At 65.5% G+C, this 25,137-nt stretch carries 19 protein-coding genes; 15 read left to right on the top strand and 4 right to left on the bottom strand.

The features are described from left to right. The first annotated feature begins 157 nt into the window (after positions 1-157). Both H5399_RS00625 and H5399_RS00620 read left to right on the top strand, forming a co-directional pair. Positions 158-769, top strand: a complete 612-nt coding sequence (locus H5399_RS00625; protein WP_182781102.1) for a hypothetical protein — start codon at positions 158-160, stop codon at positions 767-769. Further along, positions 766-2,241 (top strand): hypothetical protein, encoded by a 1,476-nt coding sequence (locus H5399_RS00620; RefSeq protein ID WP_182781101.1) that lies wholly within the window; start codon positions 766-768, stop codon positions 2,239-2,241. Before H5399_RS00625 ends, H5399_RS00620 begins: the two co-directional genes overlap by 4 nt. Positions 2,242-2,254: 13 nt before the next feature. On the opposite strand, the gene H5399_RS00615 is transcribed toward H5399_RS00620, so the two are convergent. Together H5399_RS00615 and H5399_RS00610 are read right to left on the bottom strand one after the other, a co-directional pair. Beyond that, positions 2,255-2,572 carry a transposase gene (locus H5399_RS00615; RefSeq protein WP_220490676.1) on the bottom strand — a complete coding sequence of 106 codons (318 nt, stop codon included), beginning with the start codon at positions 2,570-2,572 and terminating at the stop codon, positions 2,255-2,257. Between the two features lie 120 nt (positions 2,573-2,692). After that, complete coding sequence (locus tag H5399_RS00610; RefSeq protein WP_182781100.1) at positions 2,693-3,718, bottom strand: LacI family DNA-binding transcriptional regulator; 1,026 nt, start codon at positions 3,716-3,718, stop codon at positions 2,693-2,695. Positions 3,719-3,915: 197 nt separating this feature from the next. Here H5399_RS00610 and H5399_RS00605 point away from each other — a divergent pair, with 197 nt between their 5' ends. From H5399_RS00605 to H5399_RS00550, 13 genes are all read left to right on the top strand, one after another. Next, on the top strand, positions 3,916-5,148 hold the full coding sequence (locus H5399_RS00605) for an extracellular solute-binding protein (protein ID WP_182781099.1): 1,233 nt from the start codon (positions 3,916-3,918) through the stop codon (positions 5,146-5,148). Between the two features lie 182 nt (positions 5,149-5,330). Continuing rightward, positions 5,331-6,170: a carbohydrate ABC transporter permease gene (locus H5399_RS00600; RefSeq protein WP_220490675.1), complete on the top strand. Its 840-nt coding sequence runs from the start codon at positions 5,331-5,333 to the stop codon at positions 6,168-6,170. Beyond that, on the top strand, positions 6,167-6,985 hold the full coding sequence (locus H5399_RS00595; protein WP_220490673.1) for a carbohydrate ABC transporter permease: 819 nt from the start codon (positions 6,167-6,169) through the stop codon (positions 6,983-6,985). The genes H5399_RS00600 and H5399_RS00595 overlap by 4 nt, the downstream gene beginning before the upstream one ends. Before the next feature lies 1 nt (position 6,986). Next, positions 6,987-7,997 (top strand): glycoside hydrolase family 43 protein, encoded by a 1,011-nt coding sequence (locus H5399_RS00590; protein WP_182781098.1) that lies wholly within the window; start codon positions 6,987-6,989, stop codon positions 7,995-7,997. Positions 7,998-8,042: 45 nt separating this feature from the next. Further along, positions 8,043-9,581, top strand: coding sequence for an alpha-N-arabinofuranosidase (locus H5399_RS00585; protein WP_182781097.1), 1,539 nt, complete (start codon positions 8,043-8,045; stop codon positions 9,579-9,581). 590 nt (positions 9,582-10,171) lie between these two features. Next, positions 10,172-11,014 carry a type IV secretory system conjugative DNA transfer family protein gene (locus H5399_RS17705; RefSeq protein ID WP_255421931.1) on the top strand — a complete coding sequence of 281 codons (843 nt, stop codon included), beginning with the start codon at positions 10,172-10,174 and terminating at the stop codon, positions 11,012-11,014. Then, a complete protein-coding gene (locus H5399_RS17700; protein WP_255421930.1) occupies positions 10,962-11,609 on the top strand; it encodes a type IV secretory system conjugative DNA transfer family protein in 648 nt (215 codons plus the stop codon). Before H5399_RS17705 ends, H5399_RS17700 begins: the two co-directional genes overlap by 53 nt. Before the next feature lie 13 nt (positions 11,610-11,622). Continuing rightward, positions 11,623-12,147, top strand: a complete 525-nt coding sequence (locus tag H5399_RS00575; protein ID WP_182781096.1) for a hypothetical protein — start codon at positions 11,623-11,625, stop codon at positions 12,145-12,147. A 265-nt stretch (positions 12,148-12,412) separates the two neighbouring features. Beyond that, a complete protein-coding gene (locus tag H5399_RS00570) occupies positions 12,413-13,486 on the top strand; it encodes a LacI family DNA-binding transcriptional regulator (protein WP_182781095.1) in 1,074 nt (357 codons plus the stop codon). 298 nt (positions 13,487-13,784) lie between these two features. Next, positions 13,785-15,959 carry a glycoside hydrolase family 36 protein gene (locus tag H5399_RS00565; RefSeq protein WP_255421929.1) on the top strand — a complete coding sequence of 725 codons (2,175 nt, stop codon included), beginning with the start codon at positions 13,785-13,787 and terminating at the stop codon, positions 15,957-15,959. 47 nt (positions 15,960-16,006) lie between these two features. After that, the gene (locus H5399_RS00560) at positions 16,007-17,278 is read left to right on the top strand and encodes an ABC transporter substrate-binding protein (RefSeq protein ID WP_182781093.1); all 1,272 of its coding nucleotides are present in this window, start codon (positions 16,007-16,009) and stop codon (positions 17,276-17,278) included. Positions 17,279-17,363: 85 nt separating this feature from the next. After that, positions 17,364-18,302, top strand: coding sequence for a carbohydrate ABC transporter permease (locus H5399_RS00555; protein ID WP_182781092.1), 939 nt, complete (start codon positions 17,364-17,366; stop codon positions 18,300-18,302). Beyond that, positions 18,302-19,144 carry a carbohydrate ABC transporter permease gene (locus H5399_RS00550; RefSeq protein ID WP_182781091.1) on the top strand — a complete coding sequence of 281 codons (843 nt, stop codon included), beginning with the start codon at positions 18,302-18,304 and terminating at the stop codon, positions 19,142-19,144. The genes H5399_RS00555 and H5399_RS00550 overlap by 1 nt, the downstream gene beginning before the upstream one ends. Before the next feature lie 294 nt (positions 19,145-19,438). On the opposite strand, the gene H5399_RS00545 is transcribed toward H5399_RS00550, so the two are convergent. Both H5399_RS00545 and mobF read right to left on the bottom strand, forming a co-directional pair. Next, positions 19,439-21,790 carry a toprim domain-containing protein gene (locus H5399_RS00545; protein WP_182781090.1) on the bottom strand — a complete coding sequence of 784 codons (2,352 nt, stop codon included), beginning with the start codon at positions 21,788-21,790 and terminating at the stop codon, positions 19,439-19,441. Between the two features lie 169 nt (positions 21,791-21,959). Further along, positions 21,960-25,127 carry a MobF family relaxase gene (gene mobF, locus H5399_RS00540; protein ID WP_182781089.1) on the bottom strand — a complete coding sequence of 1,056 codons (3,168 nt, stop codon included), beginning with the start codon at positions 25,125-25,127 and terminating at the stop codon, positions 21,960-21,962. Positions 25,128-25,137 lie beyond the last annotated feature (10 nt).

Genomic DNA, 25,137 nt, shown 5'->3' with positions numbered 1-25,137 from the left:
CGACAGGCAATGTCACAACTTCCCAGACGAAAATGCACAGCACACCGGGCGAAGACTGTCGGACCCGACCCGTAGGGTCAGGCTCATGGACACCGTGGCTCTCCGACATGAGCCGCCATCCCGACCGCGACACCGTCCGGCCGCTAAGGTGGCGCCCATGGATGAGGCGGTCAAGCAGGGCGAATCCCTGCACGAATTGGGCCGCCAAGGGGCGCGGCGGGCAAAGCAGTGGCTCGAATCCACGTCGAGGGTGGATGCCTGCTGGGTCAACCCGGACAAAGGCGCCGCTGACAAGTTGAGCTTTGACTGGCCCCAAGGCGGGGAGTCCTTCTCATTCGACCTTGGCGGCACGCTGAGATACGGCGATTTCCACGGGCAGATGTTCTACGCAGAGGTGAAGAAGTACGCCAATTCAGGGGATCTCCCTGCGCACTATCGCGAATTCTTGGCCAAGTGCTACGTCGCCTACTTGGCCATGCCCAGACTGGCTGACAACTTCATGTGGATCTCTTGGGCCCCGCACGCTGCAACCACGTGGGACAGGCTCACTTCCGCAGACAGGGTCAAGAACGCCGTCATGGCCAACGCCAAGCGGATCTTCGCCGACGGCGAAAACGCCGAGGAACTTGCTGACGACGAGGTGTGTGCGAAGGTCGCCGAGCGTCTGTGGCTTCTGGTGCTGAGCGACAAGCAGGAAGCCCTCGTTCCCGACCCCGTTCACCTCGGGCTCATCCACAGCCACGAGTTGTTGAAGGCGTCGGGGCTATGACGACCCTCGAACAGCACGTTATCGATGCCCTTCACGAGCGTGACCCTCACCAGTCGGAGAAGAGGGTCAAGGAGGCGATCGCTGGAGCACTTGCGGCCTTCGACCCGAGCGCTACTGTGAAGATCACGACTTACTTCAACCACACGTACGCGCCCGACATGATGTTGAGATGGGCCAAGGACGTGGAGCGCCCGGTCTTCCTGCGCTTCACCGACAACCTTCCCGAGCTTGGGCAGGACATCTCGATGCTCGACAAGCTCGACCCGTTGATCTTCGGCCTGACAACACCCGAACTATCCGAGTCGGACGAGGACCATCTCGACGAGACGAGCCGACAGGCCGACGTCCTGCTGACCACTCCAGCGGCGGTCGAGGAACTGATGACCCGTGAGTCCGCCGCGGCCACGGACCGGATGCTGCGTAACTCGCTCGCTCACGCTGGCCGAGGTGCACTTGTCGGATCCACGGATGCCCGTGACCTTGCCGACACGTTCGCCAAGGGGTTCACCGATGCTGCGGGTGGCCAAGTTACAGGGACACGCGAGGCGCTGAACACCATCGAGCACTTCTTCGGAGAAGGGCAGGCGCGCCGGCTCAACCGCGTCGTGCAAGCAGTCTGGGAGGGAGGCGGATCCCGCCTCGACCAGTACCCCGGCGACGCCGAACTGTCCAGTGACGTCGGAAGCCTGCCCCTGCTCTACCTGGTGCAACTCATGGACACCGACGAAGAGGGGTTCTGGCGAGGGGTCGGCCGGAACCTGACCATCGAGCAACTGTTCGAGCTAGCGAAGGCCGACGTTGCCCGCACGAACAATTTCCAGCACCTCGTCAACGCCAACCTTGACGTCCTTCGAGCACGCGCATGCCAGGTTGTCGACATGCGCCTCCTTGACGAAAAGGAGCCGCCGGAACTCAGGTGGGGCGTGGACCTTTCCGTCTCGCAGACGCCACCTGCGCTGACCCTGCGCGGTCCCGGCTTCCATGCCTTCGCTGCTCGTACCGGCAAGCTGATCGAATCGCGTCTGAAGAAGCCGGGTGCAGGGATCCTGGTCGAGGAGTACGTCGAGCGCACCCAGAGTGCCTCCGTTGCTTCCGTCAGCGCCAGCGTCGGTGGCACGCGTCTTGCGATCAGCGATGACAGCGGGACGACGGATTCGGATGTCCTGACTGCGGCTACGAGCAGCATGCCTTCGGCCATGGTCGATAAGGCTACGGTCACCACGCCCACCGGCCGCATCACCGTCGACTTCACTCGCAGTACAGGCATCGGCGTCACCAAGAGCGATACCCTGCTCGCACACGTGCTGCTTACCTCCGTTACCCTCCTTGTGCCGATGGATGACGAGCAGCACGATGCCCTCAACGACTTCCTGGCAGTCGGCTCCGATACGAGTGCAGTCAATGAAGACGAGTACGAGGATCAACCTCCCTTCGACGACCTGGAAGACATTGACGAGGACCTCGACACCTAGGCGGCAGCGCTAGTTAGTTATGCTCGTCCAACGCCCGCCACACCGTCGGAGCTGACGCGACCGGCCCCAGCACCTGCCCCTGGTGGCGCAGCACGTCGATGTCGGAGATCGCCTCACCGCCGTCGGCGAGCAGCACCGCGACATCGGTCAGAACCTGGCCGCGATCATGCACCGAGGGGATGAACGAACGCCGGGCCATCGCCGTCGATAGGGCTCCGGTCAGGCCGGTGTTCTCGGCCAGCATCCTGAGTCCAATGCTGCCGGCGTGGGCGATGACCGCGCCACCATCGCCGGTCACGGACATACGGGTGGACCACGAAGTACGCTTCACCTACGGAGTGCCTTCCGCTTCAGGGGTCTTGAACAGTCGCAAGTCCAAGTATCCCGTAGTCAGAAGGCACTCCGGCCTATCTACCGCACGCGTCGCTCACTCCGCCATGAACGATCGAGGTTAGGTGGACTCGCGGATGACCAGTTCGCATCCGACTGTGTGGTCGGTGGTTTCGGTGGGGGGCCATTGGCCAGCGATCCGGTCCATCAGGAGGGTCACGGCGAGTCGGGCGATCTCGTCGTGGTCTGGGGCGATGGTTGTCAGTCGCGGGATGCTGTAGCGGGATTCGAGGATGTTGTCGAAACCAACGACGGACACGTCAGCGGGGACGCTGCGGGAACGGTCGGCCAGTCCGCGCAGGACGCCCAACGCGAGTGTGTCCGTCATGCCGATCACGGCATCGAACTGCACGGCGCTGTCGCACAGTTCCATGACGCTGCGTCGGCCCCCTTCGAGGTCCCAGTCGCGGGCCACCGCGATCAGCGTGGGGTCGGGGCTGATCCCCGCTGCTGCCAGTGCGCTGTGGTATCCCTCGAGTCTGAGTTCGTAGCCGCCTGGCACGTCGTTCGCGGTGCCCGGTTCGCTGTCTGTTGGGCCGCCAATGATGGCGATGCGTCGGCGACCGGTGGCGATCAGGTGTTCAACGGCTCGCCGGGTGCCTTCTCGGTTGGGAAGTCCGATGTGATCGACGGCGGATCCGCTGAATCGTTCACCCAGCATGACCACCGGGCTGGTGGAGAGGACATCGACCAGGTCACGGGCGGCCAGCCCCACGGAGGCGATGATCAGGCCGTCGTACATCCTCACCCGGGATCTGGCAATGGCGTCGAGTTCGCGCCCTCGGCTCGCGCCAGTCTCTTCGACGACAACCCGGATGTCGCGGGCGGAGGCGACGCGGATGATCCGCGCGGCGAGTTGCGCCGCGTAGGGCCTGTCGATCTCCGGCACGGCTAGGCCGATCGTGCCGGTGCGACCGGCACGAAGGTTGCGGGCCGCGACGTTGACCCGATAGTCGAGTTGGTTAATTGCCTTCAGGACACGGTCGCGCAACTCGTCGTTGACCGATGAGCGTCCGTTGAGGACGTTCGACACGGTCATTGGGGAGACCCCTGCCGCGGCTGCGACATCCTGGATCGTTGTGGCCAACGATTCCTCCTCGATTCGTGAGCATTGAGGCTACCCGTCGAGCAGCCCCAGGTGGAGTGTTGACAACCCGGGGAGGCGCGACTACGGTGCGGTGTATCGATACATGAGTCTACCAGATTCAAGGAATGTATCGATACATGATGCGGACGACGAAGGAGTCGACAATGAAGATTCACAGTGGGGTCGCTGTCGCGGCCGTGGCGCTGGTGGCGGTGTCACTGACGGCATGTGGCGCCGGCAGCCCGGGTAGCGCCAGTGGTGAGGCCAGTGGTGAGACTGAGGGGTCCACGACCCTGACGTTGTTGTCCTGGGATGGTGAAGCGGTGATGCAGCCTGTGATCGACGCGTTCGAGGAGGCGCATCCGGAGATCACACTGGATGTGTCCTATTCGCCGCCGGTGGCCGAGTACATCCAGACCTTGCAGACGCGTGTGCTGTCGGGGACGGCGCCCGATGTTTTCCTGATCGCGGCGGAGAACAAGACGAACCTGATCGATGGTGAGCATGTTCTCGATTTGGCTGGTGAGCCGTTCATGGAGGGTATCCCCGACATGAACCAGAGGACCTACGGCCGTGATGGGGCGGTGTACGGGCTGTCGGTGAGTTCGTGGGGCAGCGGCATCATGTACAACGTCGACATGCTCAAGGAGGTGGGCTGGTCGACGCCGCCTGAGACGTGGGATGAGTTCCTGGAGCTGTGTCAGAGCCTTAAGGAGTCGGGTGTGGAGACGCCGTATCTTGAGGCACTGGACGGGATCCCGACCGCGCTGGTCGCGTTCCTGGGTGCGCGGGACGCGTCGCAGGACTTCCAGATGGATGCCCGGATCTTCGACGGGGAGTCGTCGTTCGTGGAGGAGTGGACCCCGTCGCTCGAGCAGTACAACCGCCTGTTCACCGAGGGGGTGGAGACGTCGAGCGTGACCGGTTTGAAGCCGGATCAGATCATCGACGAGTTCGCGACCGGTCGAGTGGCCATGTTCCCTGCCGGTCCCTGGAATGTGGCCGGTATCCGTGAGAAGGCGCCGGACCTCAACATCGCGATGATGCAGGTGCCGGGCACTGAGGATGGGGAGCCGTACCTCGCCGGTGCAGCCAGCCCCGGGTGGGCGATCAACCCTGAGTCGGACAACATCGACGCGGCGAAGGCCTTCCTGACATTCATGGTGTCGGAGGAGGGGATCTCGACGTATCAGGAGGCGAGCAACGGGATCACGGTCACGCCGAACTTCGAGCCCGCGATCGATGAAGCGTTCGAGCCGCTGGTCCCGATGATCCGCGAGGGGCAGTTCTACCTGCCGCAGATCGCGTGGACGAGAGCCGAGGATGTTCTCAATGTCGAAGCGACCGCGCAGATCCAGCTGATGGCCCTGGGGCAGGCAACTCCCGAGCAGGTGGCTGCCGCCCTTGACGCGAAGCTTTCCGCCAACTGATCACCGAGCCGGGGGCGGCGTACCCATTCCGCCCCCGGCCTCTTGTGGAGGAGAGAGGGACAACCATGTCGTCGTCAGCAACTGAGGCACCCGTGTCCGGCCCGTCGATGATCCCCAGGCCACGCCGACGAGGATCATCGCGGGGTCGATGGAGGGAAGCGACGGCGAACCAGCTGTTCCTGGTGCCGATCACGGCCGTGTTCGTGGTCCTGTTCGTCATCCCGCTGGGGCAGAGCTTCTACTGGAGTCTGACCGACTTCACGGGCTACTCCACCGATGTCACCTTCGTGGGTCTGGCAAACTATCGCCAGATCTTCACCGACCCCTCGATGCTGGCTGGCTTGTCGTTCACGCTGGTGTTCGCGCTCAGCACGACTCTGATGATCAGTGCGTTGGCGATTCCACTGGCCGTGGCGCTGAACAGACGCTTCACCGGCCGCAACCTGGTCCGCTCGGTGTTCTTCTTCCCCTCGGTTCCGAGCCTGGCGCTGCTGGGGTTGGTGTGGGGCTACATCCTGTCCCCATTGGGTGCCGGGGTGCTGAACCAGGTCCTCGCCGCGTTCGGGGCGGGACCCGTCCCGTGGCTGTCGGACTCCACACTGGCCCGGGTGTCGGTGATCTTCGTCGCAGTGTGGAGCTCGGTGGGCTGGCATGCCGTGTTGTACCTGGCCTATCTGCAGTCGATCCCTACCGACTACTACGAGGTAGCGACCATCGACGGCGCCTCAGCGTTCCAGCAGTTCCGCTACATCACGCTTCCTCAGCTCGTCCCGGGCATCATCGTCAGCCAGTTCCTGCTGATTACCGGAGGACTCAAGGTCTTCGACCTGCCGTTCACCCTGACGAAGGGTGGCCCTGGCTACTCCACGTACACGATCACCCAGTCCATCATCACCAGCGGTGTCGGGCAGGCGAGATACGGACTGGCCTCCGCTTTGGCCGTCACCTTCACCGTCGCAGTGGCGGCCGTGTCGATCGCGCAGCTTCTGGTCTCACGCCGCCTCGAAAGGAGCATCCTGTGATCCGTCTCCAGCGGCCCCTCCGCGCGGGCATCATGCTTGCGCTGGCCGGCCTGATCGGCGTGCCTCTTTACTACATCGTCATCAACACCTTCAAGACCCAGGCCGACATGGTGAACTCGCCACTCGGGCTACCGACACAGTGGTACTTCGGGAACTATGCTGAAGCGTTCCAGCGGGTCCCCCTGATGCAAAGCTTGGCCAACAGCATCTTCGTCACCGCGGGCGGAGTCCTCGTGCAGCTGATCGTGGGGGCCATGGCCTCCTACGCGATCGCCATGCGCGCGACCCGCTTCAACCAAATCGTCGGGGTCGTGCTGCTGCTGGGATTCATTGTCCCGACCCAGGCCACCCTGATCCCCCTGTACCGCACGCTCGTCGACTTCGAACTGGTCGACACCCTCACCGGGCTCGTCGTCCTGTACTCGGCAGGCGCGATCTTCTCCTACTTCCTGATCCAGGGCTACATGAAGACCGTCCCGTTCGAGATCATCGAGGCCGCGAAGATCGACGGCGCAGGAACCTGGCAGATCTTCTGGCGGATCATGCTGCCGCTGATCCGACCGATCCTCGTCACCGTCGGCATCTTTCAGACGATGTGGATCTGGAACGACTTCGTCCTACCCAACGTGTTCATCTCCTCGTCGGAGAAACGCACCATCGTCCTGCAGGTGTACAGCGCCGTCGGCGAGTTCACGACCGACTGGCCCGCCTTCATGACCGTCTCTGTCATCGCGCTGATCCCCATGGTCATCTTCTTCCTCATCACCCAACGCCACATCGTCTCCGGCTTGGTCGCTGGAAGCGTGAAGGGCTGACATGTCCACCCCACCCAACCCGCCCCACACCCCAGACGTCGCGGGATACCTCCTCGTGCACTTCGTCGAAGACCCACACGGCCATGGGGAACGGGTGTACTTCTCACTCAGTAACGGACCCGACCCGACCCGCTGGACACGAGCCAACGCCGGGCACCCCGTCCTCGAGTCGAGCCTCGGAACCACCGGCGCCCGCGATCCATTCATCGTCCACGGCGACGGCGAGTACTACATCATCGCCACCGATTTACGCGTCTACGGCGGCGACAACCAGGGATGGGACGAATGGAAGCGCACCGGCAGCCGCAGCATCATCGTGTGGAAGTCGCCCAACCTGATCGACTGGTCAACACCCTGGACCCTCGACATCGCACCACCCGAGGCCGGGATGGCCTGGGCCCCTGAAGCGATCTACGACCAGCACACCGGCCGCTACCTGCTCTTCTGGGCCTCCACCCTGTTCAACACCACGGACCCTCACCACCGAGGCACCACCTACAGCCGGATCCTCGCCGCCTGGACGACTGACTTCACGACCATCACCACACCGGAACCGATGATCGACTACGGCGTCGACATCATCGACACCACCATGTTCCTCCACGACGGCCGCGTCCACCGCATCTCGAAGGAGGACTCAGGCGTGCCCCACTCTCGCCGCCTTTTCCACGAAACTGGCACCGGCTACTTCAGCCACGACTTCGACACCCTCGCGCAACGGATCGCCGACGACACCTACCACCAGGTCGAAGGCCCCCTGGTGTTCTTCGACCACCACGCCGGCCGCTGGGTCCTGCTCGTCGACCAGTTTGACCGCCGGCCTCAGGGATACGTCGCGCTGGTCAGCACCGACCCACAGTCGGGATGGACCTCCGCGGCCCGCGAGTTCGTCATCCCCCCCAACACCAAGCACGGCAGCGTCCTGCCGCTGACCCACCTTCAGTGGGTCAGCATCACGCAACGCTTCGCAGCGCCGAGCACAGCCCCCCAAGGCACACCGCCACCACGCTGAGCCCCTCACGCTCAACCCGCCCGCACCGCACACCATTGGAGAACCATGCCCACGGCCCACGCCGCCGCGCGCGTTGTCATCAACGCCGACCACCCAGAAGCGACCATCAGCCGTCACCTGTACGGCCACTTCGCCGAGCACCTCGGGCGCTGCATCTACGGCGGCTTCTACGTCGGTGAGGACTCACCTATCCCCAACGTTCGGGGCATCCGCTCCGATGTCGTGGCCGCACTCAAAGCGATCTCCATCCCCAACCTCCGCTGGCCCGGCGGCTGCTTCGCAGACGAATACCACTGGAGAGATGGCATCGGCCCCCGCGACCAGCGACCCACCATGATCAACACGAACTGGGGCGACATCGAGGAGAACAACCACTTCGGCACACATGAGTTCTTCGACCTGTGCGAGATGCTCGGCGCCGACGCCTACGTCGCAGGCAACGTCGGCAGCGGCACAGTCCAGGAGATGAGCGACTGGGTCGAATACATCTCCCGCTCAGGCAACGCCCCCCTCGCCCGTCTCCGACGACAGAACGGTCGCGAGGAACCCTGGAAGGTCCCCTTCTGGGGCATCGGGAACGAGCCCTGGGGGTGCGGCGGCGGCATGGATCCGAAACACTACGCGGCCGAAGCCCGACGCTACGCAACCTTCTGCCGCGACCACAGCGGCAACACGCTCTACCGTATCGCCGCTGGCGCCTCAGATGACGACGTCGCCTGGACCCGCGAACTCATGGAGGCGATCAGCTGCTTCGGCTGCCACAAGGAACCCATGGGCATCTACCAAGGGATCTCCTTCCATTACTACACAGCCTCTGGCCTGACCACAGGAGACCGCGGATCCGCGACCCACTTCTCCCTAGCGCAGTACTACAGCACCATCAGCAAGGCACAAGACGTCGACCGGGTCATCCAAACCCACAAGACGGTGATGGACGCCTACGACCCGAACCGGAGACTCGGCCTGATCCTCGATGAATGGGGCACATGGTGGGACGTCGAGCCCGGCACCCACCCCGGATTCCTGTTCCAACAAAACGCACTCCGCGACGCCCTCGTCGCAGCCATCCACTTCGACGCTTTCCACGTCCACGCCGACCGACTCGTGATGGCCAACATCGCCCAAACCCTCAACGTCCTCCAAGCCATGATCCTCACCGACAGCGACAGCGGCGACCTGGTCCTCACCCCGACCTACCACATCTTCGAAATGAACAAGGCCCATCAGGACGCTACCGCACTCCACACCCGGATCCTCGACGGACCTCCACCCCTGAACGTCGACGGCCGACAACTCAACCTCCTGTCCACCTCCGCCAGCACCAAGAACGGCCGCATCCTCATCTCCCTGTCCAACCTCGACGCAGAAACTCCCATCGACGTCACACTCGACATCCGAGGCGCCGGCATCCACCACGCAACGGCAAGACTCCTCAGCGCACCCTCACCCTCCGCCCACAACACCATCGACCAGCCGCACACCGTCTCACCCACACCCCACTGCCTCCTCGACGACGGCCTAACGAAGAAAGTCACACTGCCGCCCCACTCCTTCGCCACCGTCACTGTCCACACCACACCCTGAAACCCGCCCCCATCAGCGGGGTCTTCCTGCCTGCAGGCCCTCGGGCAGGCGGACCCGTTGCCAGTGTGGGAACCAGGCGTGTGATGGCCTGTAGCAGGTTGCCGATGCGTGAATCCTTCCGCGCTCAGCACGCTTCGGCGGGGTTCATAAGGGCATGACCGATTCACAGCATGAAGACGGCTACGCCTGGACCTGGGAACCAGCTGTCGGCGCCCTCACCACCGTCGCCATCCTTGGGGTGGTGGGGCTCCAGGCCGGCCGCAGCCTCGCCCTCGCCGCCGCGGGGGCCGGGTGGCGGTGGCCCCCCTCCACCGCCTTGCTCACGAGCAGCTGGGGCATCCTCACCGGCGACCTCGACGCCGGCCTCACCACCACCCAAGGCACGCCGCCGTCTGGGTCGCGTGGGCGATCGCCGCAGCTCTGTTCATCGCCGGTCTTACTGCCGCCATTGTCCTTGCGTTGCGGGTCACCGCAGGCCGCCGCTTCAGGGGCATGGCCACGCCCTCACAAGCTGAACACCTCCTCGGCCTCAGCCGACTCCGAGCCAACCGGGCCGTGATCCGCCCCGACCTGTACCGGAAGAGCCTGCAATGAGGCGGTTTGAGCCCACCGCTGTGGGGTGGCGGATCGGGACCAGCAAGGTGCCGGTGGGGGTGCCGTTGTGGCAACCGTGGGACCGCACCGCCGGCGTCATTGGCCCCCAAGGATCGGGCAAGACCCTCGACATCCTCACACCGGCATTCCTCCAGGCCCCCGGCGCCGCTCTGGTGACCCTCACCAAGCCCGACGACCTGCTCCTCACCCTCGCCGCACGCCAAGCCCGCGGCCCGGTGGCGGTGTTGGACCCGTTCGGTGCCGCACCTGGGTTGCCGGAGTTGATCTGGGACCCGATCGACGGCTGCGTCGACGCGACCGTGGCGGAGAAGCGAGCCAAAGCGTTCTGCGCCGGCACCCTGGGCAGTGGGGAAGACGGGGCCGACTCCGCCGCCCGGTTCTACGCCGCCGAAGCCGCGAAAGTCATCCAGTGCTACCTCCACGCCGCAGCCTTGGCCGGCTACACGTTGAACGATGTTCTCGAATGGTCCGCCAACCCCCGCACCGCCACCCTCCCTTCAGAGATTCTCCGGTCGCATCCGATGGCGGAACCGAACTGGTCCGGACTCCTCGCCGGCGCGGTCAGCAACACCGACGAGCGCACCGCCGGCAACACCAAATCCACCGTCGACCAGGCACTCGCTCTGTTCGCGACCCGAGACCGCCGCGAACGCTGCGTGCCTGCTGAAGGCCGCCCCGCCGTCGACATCGCCGACCTCATCCGCCGCGGCGGCACCATCTACCTGCTCGGTCGTGAAGACCCATACGTCTCCGCCTCCCCCCCTGATGACAGCCGTCGCCGAACACGTCCTCGACACCGCCCTCCAGCTCGCGAATGAGAGTGGGTTCGGCAGGCTGTGTCCGCCGATGCTGGCCTGCCTCGACGAACTCCCCTCCACCGCACCACTCCCGACACTGGCGACCAGGATGGCCAACGAGCGGGCGCTGGGGATCTCGTTCATCTGGGCCTCCCAGACCTGGGCGCAGCTGACCCGCATCTACGGCGAGCAGCAGGCCCGTGCGATCAAGGACCTGACCAACTCCCTGATCATCTTCGGCGGGTCCAAAGACGCTGGCTTCAACCGGGAGATCAGCGACCTCCTCGGCACCCGTCGCATCACTCGCCGGAATCAGCAGCACGGTCAGCATGGCTCGATCTCCACCCATGGCGAAGACACCCCCGTCATCCGGCCCGAGCAACTCCGCGAACTCCCCACCCGCACCGCGCTGGTGGTGGCGGAGAACGGGAAGCCGATCATCGCGACCCTTCACCGCGCCATCGACGGCAGACCCGGCAAGCGGCTCCTGGCGCAGCAGCGCGCAGCAAGAGGCCTCCTCAGGGTATCGGAGGGTGGGTCTCCCCACCCGATGAACGTGGGGGAGAAGACCGCCCTCGCCCACTCCTACTCACGTCAACTCGGCCTCACCGACTAGAGAGACTGTCGCTATGTCGCATCACCTGAAGCCGTTCCCCGACCTCACGGAACGGATGCTCGCCGCCCTGTACGCCCTCGCCGCGTTCGCACGCGGGGGTGGAGCCGCTGAGGAGATCCTGGCCAGCGGAGAGATCCTGCCCAGGATCTGGGATCTGACCACGATCGCCGACCCCGACCTGAGCTGGGACACGTGGAACTGGCTCGACTCGTTCGTCGTCTGGCTCAACTCCCAACACGCCTGGTACTCCGCCGACCACACCCCAGCCTGCTGGCCCGAACACCCGCCCCTCATCCGCGAGCTCGGAACCTTGGCCTTCCTGCGGTTCCAGGCCGGTGAAGCCACCGGCCCCATGCCGATGGAGGAGTGGCACCGCTACGCCCTGCCCGCCTACCTCGACCGGACCCGTGACCAGCGCCGAGCGTGCGAGGAGAAGCACCAACCCTGGCCCGGACGCGCAGCCCACACCCGCCACGCGCAGGTCGAGGCTGCCGAACGACGACGGAGCGTGTTCATCGCCAGCACGGATGGCGAGTAATTGGTCACCTTCACGGATCTCCAGAGGGGCGTGCCGTGGTGGAGAGTCGACCAAGACGATGCTGAGCCTCGAGAATGCGGCGGAGGGCACCTTGACGACAACGCGGGGGCCGATCTGGCGGGAGTCGGCCGAGTTCGATCACGTCTACGGGCCTTCGTCCCGTGTTTGAACGAGCAGGCGCTCCGCGTCGGCGGCGCTTGTTCCACCGGATGAGGTCCGACCAGAACCCCTGTCCATGGGGGCTACCTGGAAGGTGACGGGGCTGGTGGAGCTTCAGTTGTGGGGTGCCTGCGTGTACGTTTGTCTGGACATGGTTCGTTCGAAGAGGAAGCCGCCGACGATAGTCGATGTGGCGCGCGTTGCCGGCGTGTCGCTGCCGACTGTTTCTCGTGTGCTCACCGGGAGCACGCCCGTTCGTGACGTTACGCGTGATCGGGTGCTGGCGGCTATTGCCGAGCTCGGTTTCCGTCCCAACGGTGCAGCCCGAGCCCTTGTTCAGGGCCAGCAGTCGATCATCGGGGTCATCACTCCCGACACGTCGGCCTATGGGTACTCGAGGATGCTCCTGAGCATCGAGAAGCGCGCTCGGGAGACCGGATATCTGGTGGCGATCACCGTGGTCGACCCGGGCATTCTCATCGATTCAGTTAAGGCCCTGGACGTTCTCCTGGGGCAGCCGATCGCCGGCGTTATCGTCTTGGACTACAGTACGTACGGCTCGCAGCGGTTGCGCGAGAGCCTGATCGGGATCCCTGTCTCCACGGTTATGCATGGTGACGATGAGGAGTTGGACGTCGCGCATGTTCAGGTGGACGATCGTCGAGCGGCGGTGGCGATGACGGAGTATCTACTTGCGCTGGGTCATCGTACGGTTCATCACGTGTCGGTTCCTGGTCGTGGTGGGAGGGCTCACATCCGAGAGGTTGCCTGGCGTCAGGTCCTGACAGAGGCCGGTGCCACGATCCCCGCAACTGTCCCTGCCGCGGATTGGTCCGTCGCTTCCGGACTTGCTGCGGGAGCGCAGCTCGCGTTGGATCCTGATGTCACTGCGGTGTTCTGCGCGAATGACGAGCTTGCCTTCGGGGTGATGCGCAGCCTCCACGACGCAGGCCGACGGGTTCCCGAAGACGTTAGCGTGTGCGGGATCGACGACGTCCCGTTGGCCGAGGCCGTGGTCCCGAGCTTGACTACGTATCGGCTGGAGTTCGACTGGGCAGGCACCGCGGCGTTCGATCTCCTGATCGACCCGTCCGGCGTGCCCGCCATCGCCGGATCCTCGTCCCACCTCATCGTGAGAGAGAGCACCGCGGCTCCTCGCGGCGAAACTCGCGCAGGCTAGCCTCGGTCGCAACCCGTGACCTAAATCCAGTGCGACCAAGCGCAGGATCCCCACGTGCCGAGTGTGGTTCGTCGCCCTGACGGTCATCACCCACGTCTCCAGTAGTCAGGTGAAGCTGCGGCTCACGACGGCGCGGGCAGCCCGGCCGATCGCTCACGAGCCAGGACCGCTCCGGCGAACAGGCCCTTGCATGTTCGTTCGTCAGGACATATGATCATCGTCATCGGGAAATTTGATCAACGTTTTCATTCAGATGTTGATCAACGTTTTCAGGAATCTTGCCAGCAAAGGAGCAGCGTTGAATCTCACCCAGAGCCATCCTCCCCTCGGGGTGGTCGCATCGTCGTCCGTTGTCGTGGATGCGGCAGGTCGCCTCGTGTGGTCGACTGCGACGCTCGCGGCCACGTTCGTCGTCTCCAGCATCGCGCCGGTAGTCCTTGCACGCTTCGGAGCGTTGACTGACGAGTCCTACTCGGAGACGACGCAGCCGATCGTTGAGGTGAACCTGACGGGCGATGGACGGGCGCGGACAACGACGCGGTTCACGCACTCGGGCGTGGGGGCGCGGCTTCGGTATGTGAGCCACGAGGCGGGGGAGGCTGATGGCGGGGCGTGGATCTCGATCGTCCAGTCCGATGCGCTCTCAGGTCTGCGGGTCACGACGACCTTCACAGCGTCTCGTTCTCTGTGTGCTGCACAAGTGGTCACCGCCGTCGTCAACGACGGTGATCATCCCGTCGTGCTGGAGGTCGTCACGTCGCTCGGACTTGGTTGCGTCGTATACGGCGGTGAGTCGACGCGCGATCTGATCGTGTACACGGGAAGTGGCGAGCAGCTGGCGGAGAATCGATGGAGTTCGCGACCCCTCTGGAGTCAGACCTGTCTCGCGGACTTCAACTCCACTCTTCACAGGCAGCCGGGCCGAGGTGCGGTCGAGGCGGTCAGCACGTCGACGTGGTCAACCGCCCGCGACCTGCCCACCGGCGTGCTGGAGAACGCCGCGACGGGACGGTCCCTCGCGTGGCAGATCGAGCACAACGGCGGGTGGCGTTGGGAGATCGACAATGGCCACGAGGACGGCGACTCCGTCTCGGTCCTCCTGATGGGTCCAGAGGACCTTGATCACCAGTGGTCCGAGGAACTGGTGCCGGGCGGCTCGTTCACTTCGGTACCGGTCTCGATCGCTGTTTCCCGTGAGGGCTTCACCGGCGCGGTTGCCGAGCTCACGCGTCACCGACGCTGGCTTCGTCGTGACAGGAGAGCTGACCTTGGTTCGGTTCTCGTGTTCAACGACTACATGAACACCATCGACGGTGATCCCACTACTGCTCGGCTCCTGCCCTTGATCGAGTCCGCCGCTGTCGCGGGCGCAGAGGTGTTCTGCATTGACGCAGGCTGGTATGACGACACCGATCTGGGGGACTGGTGGCCCTCCGTCGGCGACTGGATCCCATCCGAGCGTCGCTTCCCCAACGGCGGTCTCGCCCGGGTGGTGGCCGCGATCCGCGAAGCAGGGATGAGGGTCGGGTTGTGGCTGGAACCCGAGGTCATCGGAGTGAGGAGTTCCCTCGCTCAGGTGCTTCCGGATGCGGCCTTCCTGCAGCGTCATGGCCGTCGCGTCACCGAGGATCGCCGGCACTTCCTCGATCTTCGTCACCCGGCTGCGCGTGCCCACCTCGACGCCACCTTCGACCGTCTGATCGCCGACTTCGGGGTCGACTTCTTCAAGCTCGACTACAACGTGACCCCCGGTCCAGGCACGGACGTCGAGGCGTTCTCGGCGGGCGCCGGCCTCCTCGGGCACAACCGCGCCCACCTGGCATGGTTCGAACAACTCCGCCGCCGATACCCGGAGGTCATCTTCGAGAACTGCAGCTCGGGAGCGATGCGTGCAGACTTCGCAATGCTGCAGGCATTCGATTTCCAGTCGACCTCCGACCAACAGGATTACACGCTGTACCCACCGATCGCGGCCGGCGCCCCATTGCAGATGCTCCCAGAACAGGCCGGCAACTGGGCCTACCCGCAGGAGTGGATGACCGAGGAACAGATCGTATTCACCATGACGACCGGTCTGAGCGGACGCCTCTACGCCTCCGGATTCCTGAACCTCATGGACGACCGCCAACTCGCACTGGTCAGTGACGCGTACGCCGTCTTCAAGGCGACCCGGGACGATATCGCTCAGTCAACGCCTGAATGGCCGAACGGCCTGCCCCAGTGGTACGGCGACTCGATCGCCTTGTCGCTCTCCACCCCGCGGCACACCCTGCTGTACGTCTGGCACCGCGGAGACGCGACCGGTCAGATCCACCTGGAACTCGGAGACGGCGTCAATGCGACCGACCTCCATGAGATCTACCCCCGCACCCTCCAAACCTGGGACGTCGCCGACGGACCACTCAACACCGTCGTCCTCACACCCGGAATCGACGGACCCACAGCCCGCGTCTACACGATCACACGGCGCTGAACCACACCCACGGGCATTCCGGCCCAACAACACCAAGGGAGACAGCAATGAAGCTACGCCACAAGAAGTACCGCACCGCTATCGCCGTTGCTTGCGCAGCCGCGATGGCCGTCACCGCAACGGGTTGCAGCCGCGGCGGAAGCACCAGCAGCAGCGACGGTGAGTCGCTGGAGTTCTTCCTCAACATGGGCGCGGACTCTGCCCAGTACCAAGCACTGAGCAAGATCATCGACGCCTACGAAGGGGAAAGCGGAGTCAGCATCACCGCCACCACCGGTGGTGACACCTACGAGGACCAGATGAAGGTGCGCCTAGCCTCAGGCGACATTCCGGATCTCTTCTCCACCCACGGCTGGTCGCTGCTGCGATACAGCGAGTTCCTCGAGCCGCTGACCGATGAGACCTGGGCCGCAGATGTCAACCCAGCCCTGGACTCCGCGATGCGTGACGCAGACGGCAACATCTTCGCCTTCCCCGGTGAGACGGACGTCGCCGGCATCCTCTACAACAAGGACGTGCTCGACCAGATCGGCGTCGACCCGGCCTCGATCACAAGCTGGGAGGCGTTCGACAGCGCGGCCGAATCACTCGCCGCACAAGGCACTGTCCCCATCTACATCAGCGGCAAGGACCAGGGATCTGCAGGCATCCTCGCAGACTTCCTCGCCGCCGACACCTTCACCGAAGCCGAGCAGACGCAGATGCAGGAGGGGACCTTCGTGGACTCCGCCTACGCTCTGATGCTGGACAAGGTCCACGGCTGGCAGCAGAACGGCTGGTTCAACCCCGACTACTCCTCAGCTTCACGTGACGACATGGCCCGAGCGCTGGCAGATGGCACCACAGGATTCGAGATCGCCCAGAACGCCATCTTGAGCAACGCGTTCACCTACAACCCGGACGCGAACCTCGGGTTCATCCCCCTGCCGCCCACCCTCAGCGACGAGCCCTACCTCGTCGGAGGCGAGGGTGTTGACTCGTTCGGCGTCTCCAAGACCAGCCAGAACAAGGAAGCAGCCCTGAAGTTCCTCGACTACCTTGCTCAGCCCGAGAATGCCGCCGCACTCGCGGAGTCGACCGCTTCAGCACCCGGACTGCTCGGCATCGATGTCGACTACGGCAACCTCACCGATAGCTTCACCGCCTACGTCGTCGACGGGAACGTCCCAGTCAAGCCGTACTTCGACCGCGTGTTTCTGCCCAACGGCATGTGGAACACCATGGTCGTGACCACCGACTCGGTCATCACCGGCCAGGCAACCGTGGACCAGGCCGTCGACCAGGTGCGCACTCAGTTCGAAACCCTCTTCGGAGCGTGAAACACCAGGCTGGGGGGCCTGGATAACCAGGCCTCCCAGCCAATCCCACCGGCACATCTCACTGATTCGCGAGGAGGACTCAAAGATGAGTACCGAATTCACACTGACCACGCCTCGGCCGGAGATCCCGACACTCGAGGCATCCCGCCGCCGGCGGCGGCCGACGGGTTCTGGGATGAATGCCATGTACATCCCCGCCCTGCTGTTGCTCGCAGTCTTCATGCTTTACCCCCTGATCCAAGGCATCGGTCTCGCCTTCACAAACTGGAACGGCTACTCGCCCGACCGAGCGTTCGTCGGTCTCGACAACTTCACCCGACTTCTCGGTGACGCCGCGTTCCAGACCGCGCTGCTGAACACCCTCATCTACGGCTTCGGCTGCACCCTGATCCAACAGGTCCTCGGCCTCGGCCTCGCGCTCCTTCTGGACGGCACCGGGCGGGTGAAGACCGTGGCGCGCTCCATCATCTACCTCCCAGTGCTCGTGGCCCCGGTGGTGATGGGTGTCATGTACTACTTCCTCTTCCAGTACAACCGCGGCGCCCTGAACGACATCCTCGCCGCCCTGGGCCTCGAACGCGTCGCCTGGCTCAGCACGGGAGCAGGAGCGGTGACCATCATCGTCATCATCAACACCCTCCAGTTCGTGGGCATCTCTATGGTGATCTACCTCGCCGGCCTCCAAGGAATTCCCCAGGAACTGTACGAAGCAGCAGCGATCGATGGTGCCCGCGGTGGCCGTCTCTTCACATCCATCACACTGCCGCTGCTTCGACCAGCGATGGTCTCCAGCCTCATCATCAATCTCATCGGAGGGCTCAAACTCTACGACGTCATCCAGGTGATGACCGCCGGCGGACCAGGGTACGCCTCGCAGTCGGTCTCAACGCTGATCAGCCGCACGTACTTCGGCCAGCAAGCCGCGGGCTACGCCTCCGCCATGGGCGTCGTCCTCTTCATCCTCATCGCCATCGTGTCCGTCGTTCTCGTGAACCGGATGGAACGCTCAGGAAAGGACGCCTGATGACTACTATTCAGCAGCGCAGGCCGAGTCTGTTGACCGGGACGAGCCAGTGGATCATCATCCTGATAGCGGTGCTCCTGCAGTCCACTCCCTTCTATCTCACCATCACCACAGCCTTCAAGCCACGGACCGACACGTCCTCCCTCTGGGTCCCACCCTTCGAGGGGGGGACACTGGAGAACTTCAGCACCGCATGGAACACCGGCCACCTCGACTGGGCACTCCAGAACAGCCTTCTCGTCACGTCCGTCGCCACCGTGCTGACCTGCGTCGTCGGTGCGCTCGCCGCCTACCCTCTGGCCCGCCGAAACACCAAGCTCAACCGGGTTGTGTCACTCGGGATCCTCAGCATGTTGATGGTGCCACCGTTGAGCATCCTGGTGCCGCTGTACACGATGCTCGCCCAGCTCGGCATCCTGAACAACTACATCAGCCTGATCCTCGTCCTCACCGCGCTCCAGCTGCCCTTGGCGGTCTTCCTGTTCACGCAGTTCATGCGCGGACTTCCGATCTCTCTCGAGGAAGCCGCATCGGTCGACGGAGCCGGCACCCTGACCATCTTCTTCCGCATCGTCCTGCCCACACTCAAACCCGTGCTAGCAACCGTCGCGATCCTCACATCGACGAACGTCTGGAACGAGTTCGCCATGAGCTCATACATTCTCAATACCGCAGATGTGCGAACACTCGCACCAGCGACGGCCAGCTTCTTCGCCAGCCAAAGCAATGACGTCGGAGCCGCCGCCGCGGCCGCTCTGATCGGCGTGATCCCGATCCTGATCGCCTACCTCTTCCTTCAGAAGTACTTCATCAAGGGCGCCCTCGCCGGAGCCGACAAATGACCTAAGAACACGCGGAGGCTCTGTCCCAGCCAGTGACGCCAAGGTGTCGCCGTGGTGCGCCGTGGTGCGTCGGGATGGAAAGACCGCTGACCCTGTGCCAGTCGGATGGGGTTGGAGTCCCGTACCGCCTGAGGTCGGTCCACCGTCCATTTCCTATTTCTCCCAGATGGTGTCGTCTGGTGTCGACGGCTGTGCGCCCGACCCCTGAAGACCCGCGGCTGAGTGTGGAGGACGCCCGAAAACTGGTCGGTTTCGTCGAAAGTGTTCAGTTTTCAAGCGTCGTCGATACTGAGTTCACATCCGGGGTGCACCATCGCGGCGTGCCTCTCTGTTCAACCGTCGGAGCACCGTTTCGGGATGACTCGACGCTTCCTGATCGATCTGGGCGGTGTTGTGGTTGCGGAGCAGGGTGTGCAGCCGGGCTGCCACCTTCTCCGGTGCGCTACCCGCCATGGCCTCGGCCAGAGCGGTGAGGTCGAGGCCGACGTCGATCAGTTGGGTCAGCTGTGCCTGTGTGGTTTCCCAGGTCTCGGCCTTGGATAGGTGGGGGTTGACGGCTTCGGCCCAGGGGTGCCAGTTGAGGTGCACAGCAGACCCAGGCTTGTGCTGATCCAGGGACGCTGCCACAACGTCTGCTGGGACCCCTGTGAGGCGTCTGGCCAACAGGGTGGCGTCGGCGCCGGCGTGGTGGAGTTCCTGGAGTCGGCCCGCGATTTGTGGCCATTGTGCAGCCCCGGCGACTCCGGTGGTGTCCGCCCACCGTTGCCAGCGTTCCGCTGGGGGCTGGTCGAGCCGACGTCGCATTGCCCGCGTATGTTCCTTGGCTTGGTCGACGGCTGTGATGGGTGTGGTGGTCCAGGCGTTGAGCCGCGCCACCAGACGTTGGGTCTGCTCCTCAGGCACAAGGTGCAACGAGTCGCCCCAGGTGGCGGCGGGTCGGGCGGCGATGATCTCGGCGATCTGACGTCCAGCTTCGATGGGGTCGAGGAAGGTGGCGCGGTCCCGGATCATCACCTCGGCCTGCAGCGCGGTGGAAATTGTGAGGGCGTCGTGGAGAGCGTCGGGTCCGTGCTGCTCGAGGAGCTGGGCTGGGTCACTGCCGGGGGGAAGAAGCAGGCGGTGGGGGTCGTGGCGGTGCTGGGCCAGCTGCCAGAACGCGTTCTCTGCTGCGGTGTGTCCGGCGGTGTCGGAGTCGGTGGCGATCAGCGGCGTCGGCCTGCCGCGGAGGAGGAGAACCTGTTCGGGAGTGAGGGCGGTGCCGAGGGGTGCGACGCCGACGAAGGCGCCTCGGCCGGCGAGGGTGACGGCGATCGCGTCCATCGGTCCTTCGACGATCACCGGCACAGCGTTCCGGGGGAGGAGGTGGTGGCCGTAGAGCACGTCGCGCTTGGCGAACAAGGCGTTGGCGGGGGTGTTGAGGTACTTCGGTCCCTGCTCGTCGCGGGCGTGGGGGTGGCGTCGGCCGACGAACCCGACCACAACGTCGTCGTGGGTGATGGGGAGGATGGCGCGGTCACGGAACCGGTCGATCACGTTGCCCTGCCGGGTCGTGGATGCCACGCCGGCGGCGAGCAGCTCGTCGGTGGTGAACCCCTGCTTGCGGAGGTCGCCGACCAGGGACGTCCAGCCGGCGGGGGCGTGTCCGACCCGGAACCTGGGATCGCCGGCGAGATCCTCCCCGAACCGCTGCGAGAAGTAGGTGTGGCCCCAACTTCCGGCCAGCTGAGTTTCGAAGAACACGGCCGCCGCCTCGGTGACCTCAGCGAGGCGCTGTGGGGTGTGGGGTTCCTCGGCCCAGCGGTCGGCAGCCGTGAACCCCTGCCGCAGCTCGACTTCGGTGAAGTCCGGATCGGTGCGCTCCCTCAACTGGGCCGCGACCGCGAGGTCGGCGGTGCGGGTGGTCCAGTCGATGTCCTCGATGCCGTCGGGTGGCACCTGATCGGGATGCGGCGGCTCCACCTCATCGGGTGGGGTGGCGGTGACCTGGCGGGCTCGCCACAGCATCGCGTGACACGCATCATCGAACCCGGACACATCCGCCACGGGGGCGACCAGCTCCTCGATTGTGAGCCCTAGGTCAGCGCCCCGGGTGATGGTCGCGGCGAGATGTGGCCACCAGGGGCTGGCTTCCAGATCAGCCGCAGCTTCATAGCCGAGTCGGTCGACCAGGGACCCTTCCCAAGCAGGCAGTGTGGGGGCGTCGACGGCGGCGATCCGGCGGCTGAGGCGCCACCACAATGCGGCGGCGGGCTGCAACGCCGGCAGCGGTCCGTCGGCGACGGCTGCGGCGAGATGCTCGGTGATCGGGACGCCTGCGTTGTGGAGGGAGGCGAGGCGATGCGCCAGGACGACCGCGTAGGGGTCGCGGGGGAGGTCGGGGTGGATGTCGCGTAGGAGGTCGGTCCAGATCGCGATGGGATGGGCGGGCCGGAGCCGCTCGGTGAGCTGTTGCTGCCAGTGGTGCGCGGCTGCGCCGAGCTGTACCGGTCCGGTGGGTCGACGGTCGGCGGGTTCGACCTGCCAGGCGGCCCGCCACACCTCGACATCGGCCACAGTCGACGAGGTGAGGGTCTGGCCCGGTAGCCCCCACACCGGCTGGCCGATGGCAGTGGCCGCGGCTCGGACGTCGGCGGCGAAAGCGCGCACCTGATCTTGGCGGGCGGTCAGGTAGGGGCCCCACTGATCGTGGTCGGCGAGGCTTTGGGGGATACCGGTCAGCCAGGGGAGCGGACCTTCTTGATCGGGGTGGGGGAGTCTCCAGGTCAGCACTGCCGCCGGGTCGTGGGCGGTCGATAGTTCCCGCGCATCGACCGCGTCACGCAGCAGCTGCAGCGGTGGGCCCCGTGTCGCCGGTGGCGGAGAGGAGGAGCAGGTGGGCGCGGAGGGTGGGCCAGGCGGGGCTGGACGTGAGTTGGTCCACGACCTCGTCGGCGTGCTGGTCCAGTTCGCGGGCGGTGTCGGCGTGGAGGTGTTCGACGGCGACGCTCACCGCGTCGCTGTAGCGGGCCACCGCGAGGCCGAGGCGCGTGTACGCGTCGACGGCTTGGCGTGTTTCGGTGGTGACGGAGCGGGCGGATCCGTCGCGGGCCAGGACCTGCTCCAGGACGTCGCCGGCGGTGACGGGCTGCAGAGTGGTGGGGTGGATGGGGGAGTTCTCGCCGCCGCCGTCGACGACCTGGATGTAGGCGTGGTTCGCCTGTCGGCCGCGGCTCATCGCCACATACAGCTGCTGCCGGGTTTCGGTGCCGGTGAGGACGGTGTGGGTGGTGTCGGCGGTGATCCCTTGGGCGCCGTGGACGGTCACCGCATAGCCCAACTCCACGTTCTCGGTGACGTAGCTGGAGGGGAGGGTCATCCGCAGTCCGGTGACGAGGTGGTGGGCGTGAATCGCGCCGGACGGGTCGACTCCGGCGACCGTCCAGCGGTCGCCGTTCTTGACCCAGTCGGTGGCGCTGATCGAGAGGCGGCGGTCGTTGAGGCGGGTGACGATCACATCCCCGATAGATGCATGGTTACCGTCCGACAGCACCGCAACGGGACCTTCAACATCGCCGTGGGTGGCGCCTAGGCGGTGGTCGCGGGCCCACTTGTTGAGTTGGGCGACCTGGTCGCGGGTGCCGGCCAGCATCACCGAGTCCAGACCGGCTTCCTTGTCTTTGAGCCAGGCGTTGAGGGCGTCGCGGAGGACGGTTTCGTCCGAGCCGGCGTGGATCCGTTGTTGGTCGAGGTAGAAGCCCAGCGCCTCTGGCCGGCCGTCGCGCAGCGCCAACGAGGCGGCCGCTTCGGCCGGGTCTTCGAACCGCATCACCTCAGTCAGGTGGATGGCCGGGTGGGTGTGGGCGAGGTCGCGAAGCACCCCGCCGGCGCCGACGGCGGCGAGCTGCTGGTCATCGCCGATCAGGCGCACCGATGCGCCCCGTTGGATGGCGAATCCGATCACGGCGGCCAGCGTCGGCGTGTCGGCCATGCCTGCTTCGTCGACGATCAGCAGGGTGTCCGGGCCGATCAGGGTCTCGGCTGCGCGGGGGTGTTGGTGGAGGTCCCAGGCGAGCTTCGCCAGGGTGATGGCGTGGCCGACGTGATCGGCAAGCAATCTGGCGGCGACGGCGGAGGGAGCCAGGCCTACCACCGTGCCACCACCGTCCCGCCACGCTTGCCCGAGGGTTGCCAGGGCGGTGGTTTTCCCGGAGCCGGCGGCGGCGAGGGCGAGCTGCACCCGGCGTCCGCTGGTGGCCATCTGACGCACCAACGAGACCTGGCCCGTGGTCAGGTTGATGCCGTTGGCGGTCGCCGCGAGGAGCGCCAGCGACACGTCCTCTTCGCTCGCTGTCCGGCCGTCGAGGAGGGTTGCTGCGTGGGTGATCTGCTGCTCGGCCTGGATCACAGCGGTGGAGGTGAACCGTCGGCTCCCGACCGTGGTGTACACCGATTCCCCATCCGTGCGGCGCAGCACCTGGGGGTCGCTGATCGGATCGACCCACCCCTCCAACGCGATACAGCGGTCGGTTGCCGCGTCGAGCAGCTGGGCGGTGAGTTGGGCGGCCTGGTCGGGTGTGGTGGCGCGTTCCCTGGCCCGGCGGGAGGCTTCGGCCTGGAGGTGCCACACCGTCCACGATGCCCGCGACAGGCCCATCCGGGTCACCATCTCGTCGGCCGCCGACTCGATCCACTCTGCCGTCGGCTCCGGCCTGGTCACGCGGCCCGCGGCGGTCACGTCGGCGAGCATCCGGTCCACTCCGTCGGCGCCGAGGACCGCCGCGGCTTGCGCGGCCCAGGCGCTGCGCTGCTCTGTCAGGGTGCGGGGTTCGTGCTTCGTCTGACGGGTCTCCAGGGTGGCCTGTTGCGCCAACGCGATCGCTTCGGCCGGTGTCGGCGGGCGGTGGTGATCGTGTTGGAAGTCGACGGCGAGCTCAGCCTGCCGGGCCACGATGGCCGCCCGACGGCTGGACCACGCCTCACGCAACTCGGCGGGGCCCCCGACGATCTCCCGCACCGGGCGCTTGGCTGGATCCCGCACCGCGTCGGCGGCGAACCGCACACCCAGGCGGGCGGCGAGGTGGGCCTCCAGCTGGGTGTTGTAGACCTCCGAGATGCTTACCAGCCCCGCGAACAGGGGGCGGCCGTCGATCGCCAACCAGGCGCCGTCGAGGGTCTGAACCTTGTTCGCGATCGCCACATGGGTGTGAAGATTCGGATCCCCCGCCCGCGAATCGCGATGCGTGAACGCCGCGGCGATCAGTCCGGTGACCTCCACCTGCCGCACCCCACCCGCACCCCTGCGCGAGAACAGGACCCGCTCCTCCAGATAGGCCAGAGCGTCAGCGACGGCCGCGTTATGAGCCTCCTCAATCTGCGCCGCCATCGCCTGCGGCGCGACCGCCCACAACGCCGAGACCGACTTCACCGGCGTGAATGTCACATCGAACCCCGCGCACGCCGTCGTCGCGTTCCGCGACAGGCGGGCCACCTCCGACGACAACTCCAACCCGCTCGGCGGCCGACCCATCCGCGCCGCGAAGCCCTCCGTCGCAACCTCGTTGCGGACCCGCGCGCGGACCTCCAACGGCACCGACTCATCCGCCGCGAGACCGTGCTCGACCGCCCACACCGAGCACCTCGTCGAGACCTCCTGCTGAAACGCGCTGGCCGCCTCATGAACCCGAAACGGTGACCCGAGTCGGGCCGCGGCACGGACCTGCTCGCGCGTCGCGCCGACCGGCAGGGCAGCCAGCCGCGCGGCCATGTCCGGGTGGAACCCTGCCCCGAACAGCGACTGCATCTGTTCCGCCGACACCCCTGACCCTGGCTCCACCTCGAGGGCCTGGAGGCCGGTGCCGACCCACCGGCCGGGCACCTCACCCTTCTCCGTGTAGTACGACGTCAGCGACGCGTGGCCTTTCTCGGTGGAGTCCATGGCGGCGACCTGCCGGGTCAAGTAGTCGTAGCCTGATCCGGCCGTCAGCTTGTGCAGGGACGCCGTCATACCCCCTTGA

It is taken from the genome of Tessaracoccus sp. MC1627, from assembly GCF_014164725.1.
Classification (GTDB): domain Bacteria; phylum Actinomycetota; class Actinomycetes; order Propionibacteriales; family Propionibacteriaceae; genus Arachnia.
This window is presented reverse-complemented; position numbering and strand designations above follow the sequence as displayed.

What these genes read in the sequence shown, in the direction of transcription:
- H5399_RS00625 (WP_182781102.1), top strand. Translation starts at nt 158, where the DNA reads ATGGATGAGGCGGTCAAGCAGGGCGAATCCCTGCACGAATTGGGCCGC.
- H5399_RS00620 (WP_182781101.1), top strand. Translation starts at nt 766, where the DNA reads ATGACGACCCTCGAACAGCACGTTATCGATGCCCTTCACGAGCGTGAC.
- H5399_RS00590 (WP_182781098.1), top strand. Translation starts at nt 6,987, where the DNA reads ATGTCCACCCCACCCAACCCGCCCCACACCCCAGACGTCGCGGGATAC.
- H5399_RS00585 (WP_182781097.1), top strand. Translation starts at nt 8,043, where the DNA reads ATGCCCACGGCCCACGCCGCCGCGCGCGTTGTCATCAACGCCGACCAC.
- H5399_RS17705 (WP_255421931.1), top strand. Translation starts at nt 10,172, where the DNA reads ATGAGGCGGTTTGAGCCCACCGCTGTGGGGTGGCGGATCGGGACCAGC.
- H5399_RS17700 (WP_255421930.1), top strand. Translation starts at nt 10,962, where the DNA reads ATGACAGCCGTCGCCGAACACGTCCTCGACACCGCCCTCCAGCTCGCG.
- H5399_RS00575 (WP_182781096.1), top strand. Translation starts at nt 11,623, where the DNA reads ATGTCGCATCACCTGAAGCCGTTCCCCGACCTCACGGAACGGATGCTC.
- H5399_RS00560 (WP_182781093.1), top strand. Translation starts at nt 16,007, where the DNA reads ATGAAGCTACGCCACAAGAAGTACCGCACCGCTATCGCCGTTGCTTGC.
- H5399_RS00555 (WP_182781092.1), top strand. Translation starts at nt 17,364, where the DNA reads ATGAGTACCGAATTCACACTGACCACGCCTCGGCCGGAGATCCCGACA.
- H5399_RS00550 (WP_182781091.1), top strand. Translation starts at nt 18,302, where the DNA reads ATGACTACTATTCAGCAGCGCAGGCCGAGTCTGTTGACCGGGACGAGC.
- mobF (WP_182781089.1), bottom strand. Translation starts at nt 25,127, where the DNA reads ATGACGGCGTCCCTGCACAAGCTGACGGCCGGATCAGGCTACGACTAC.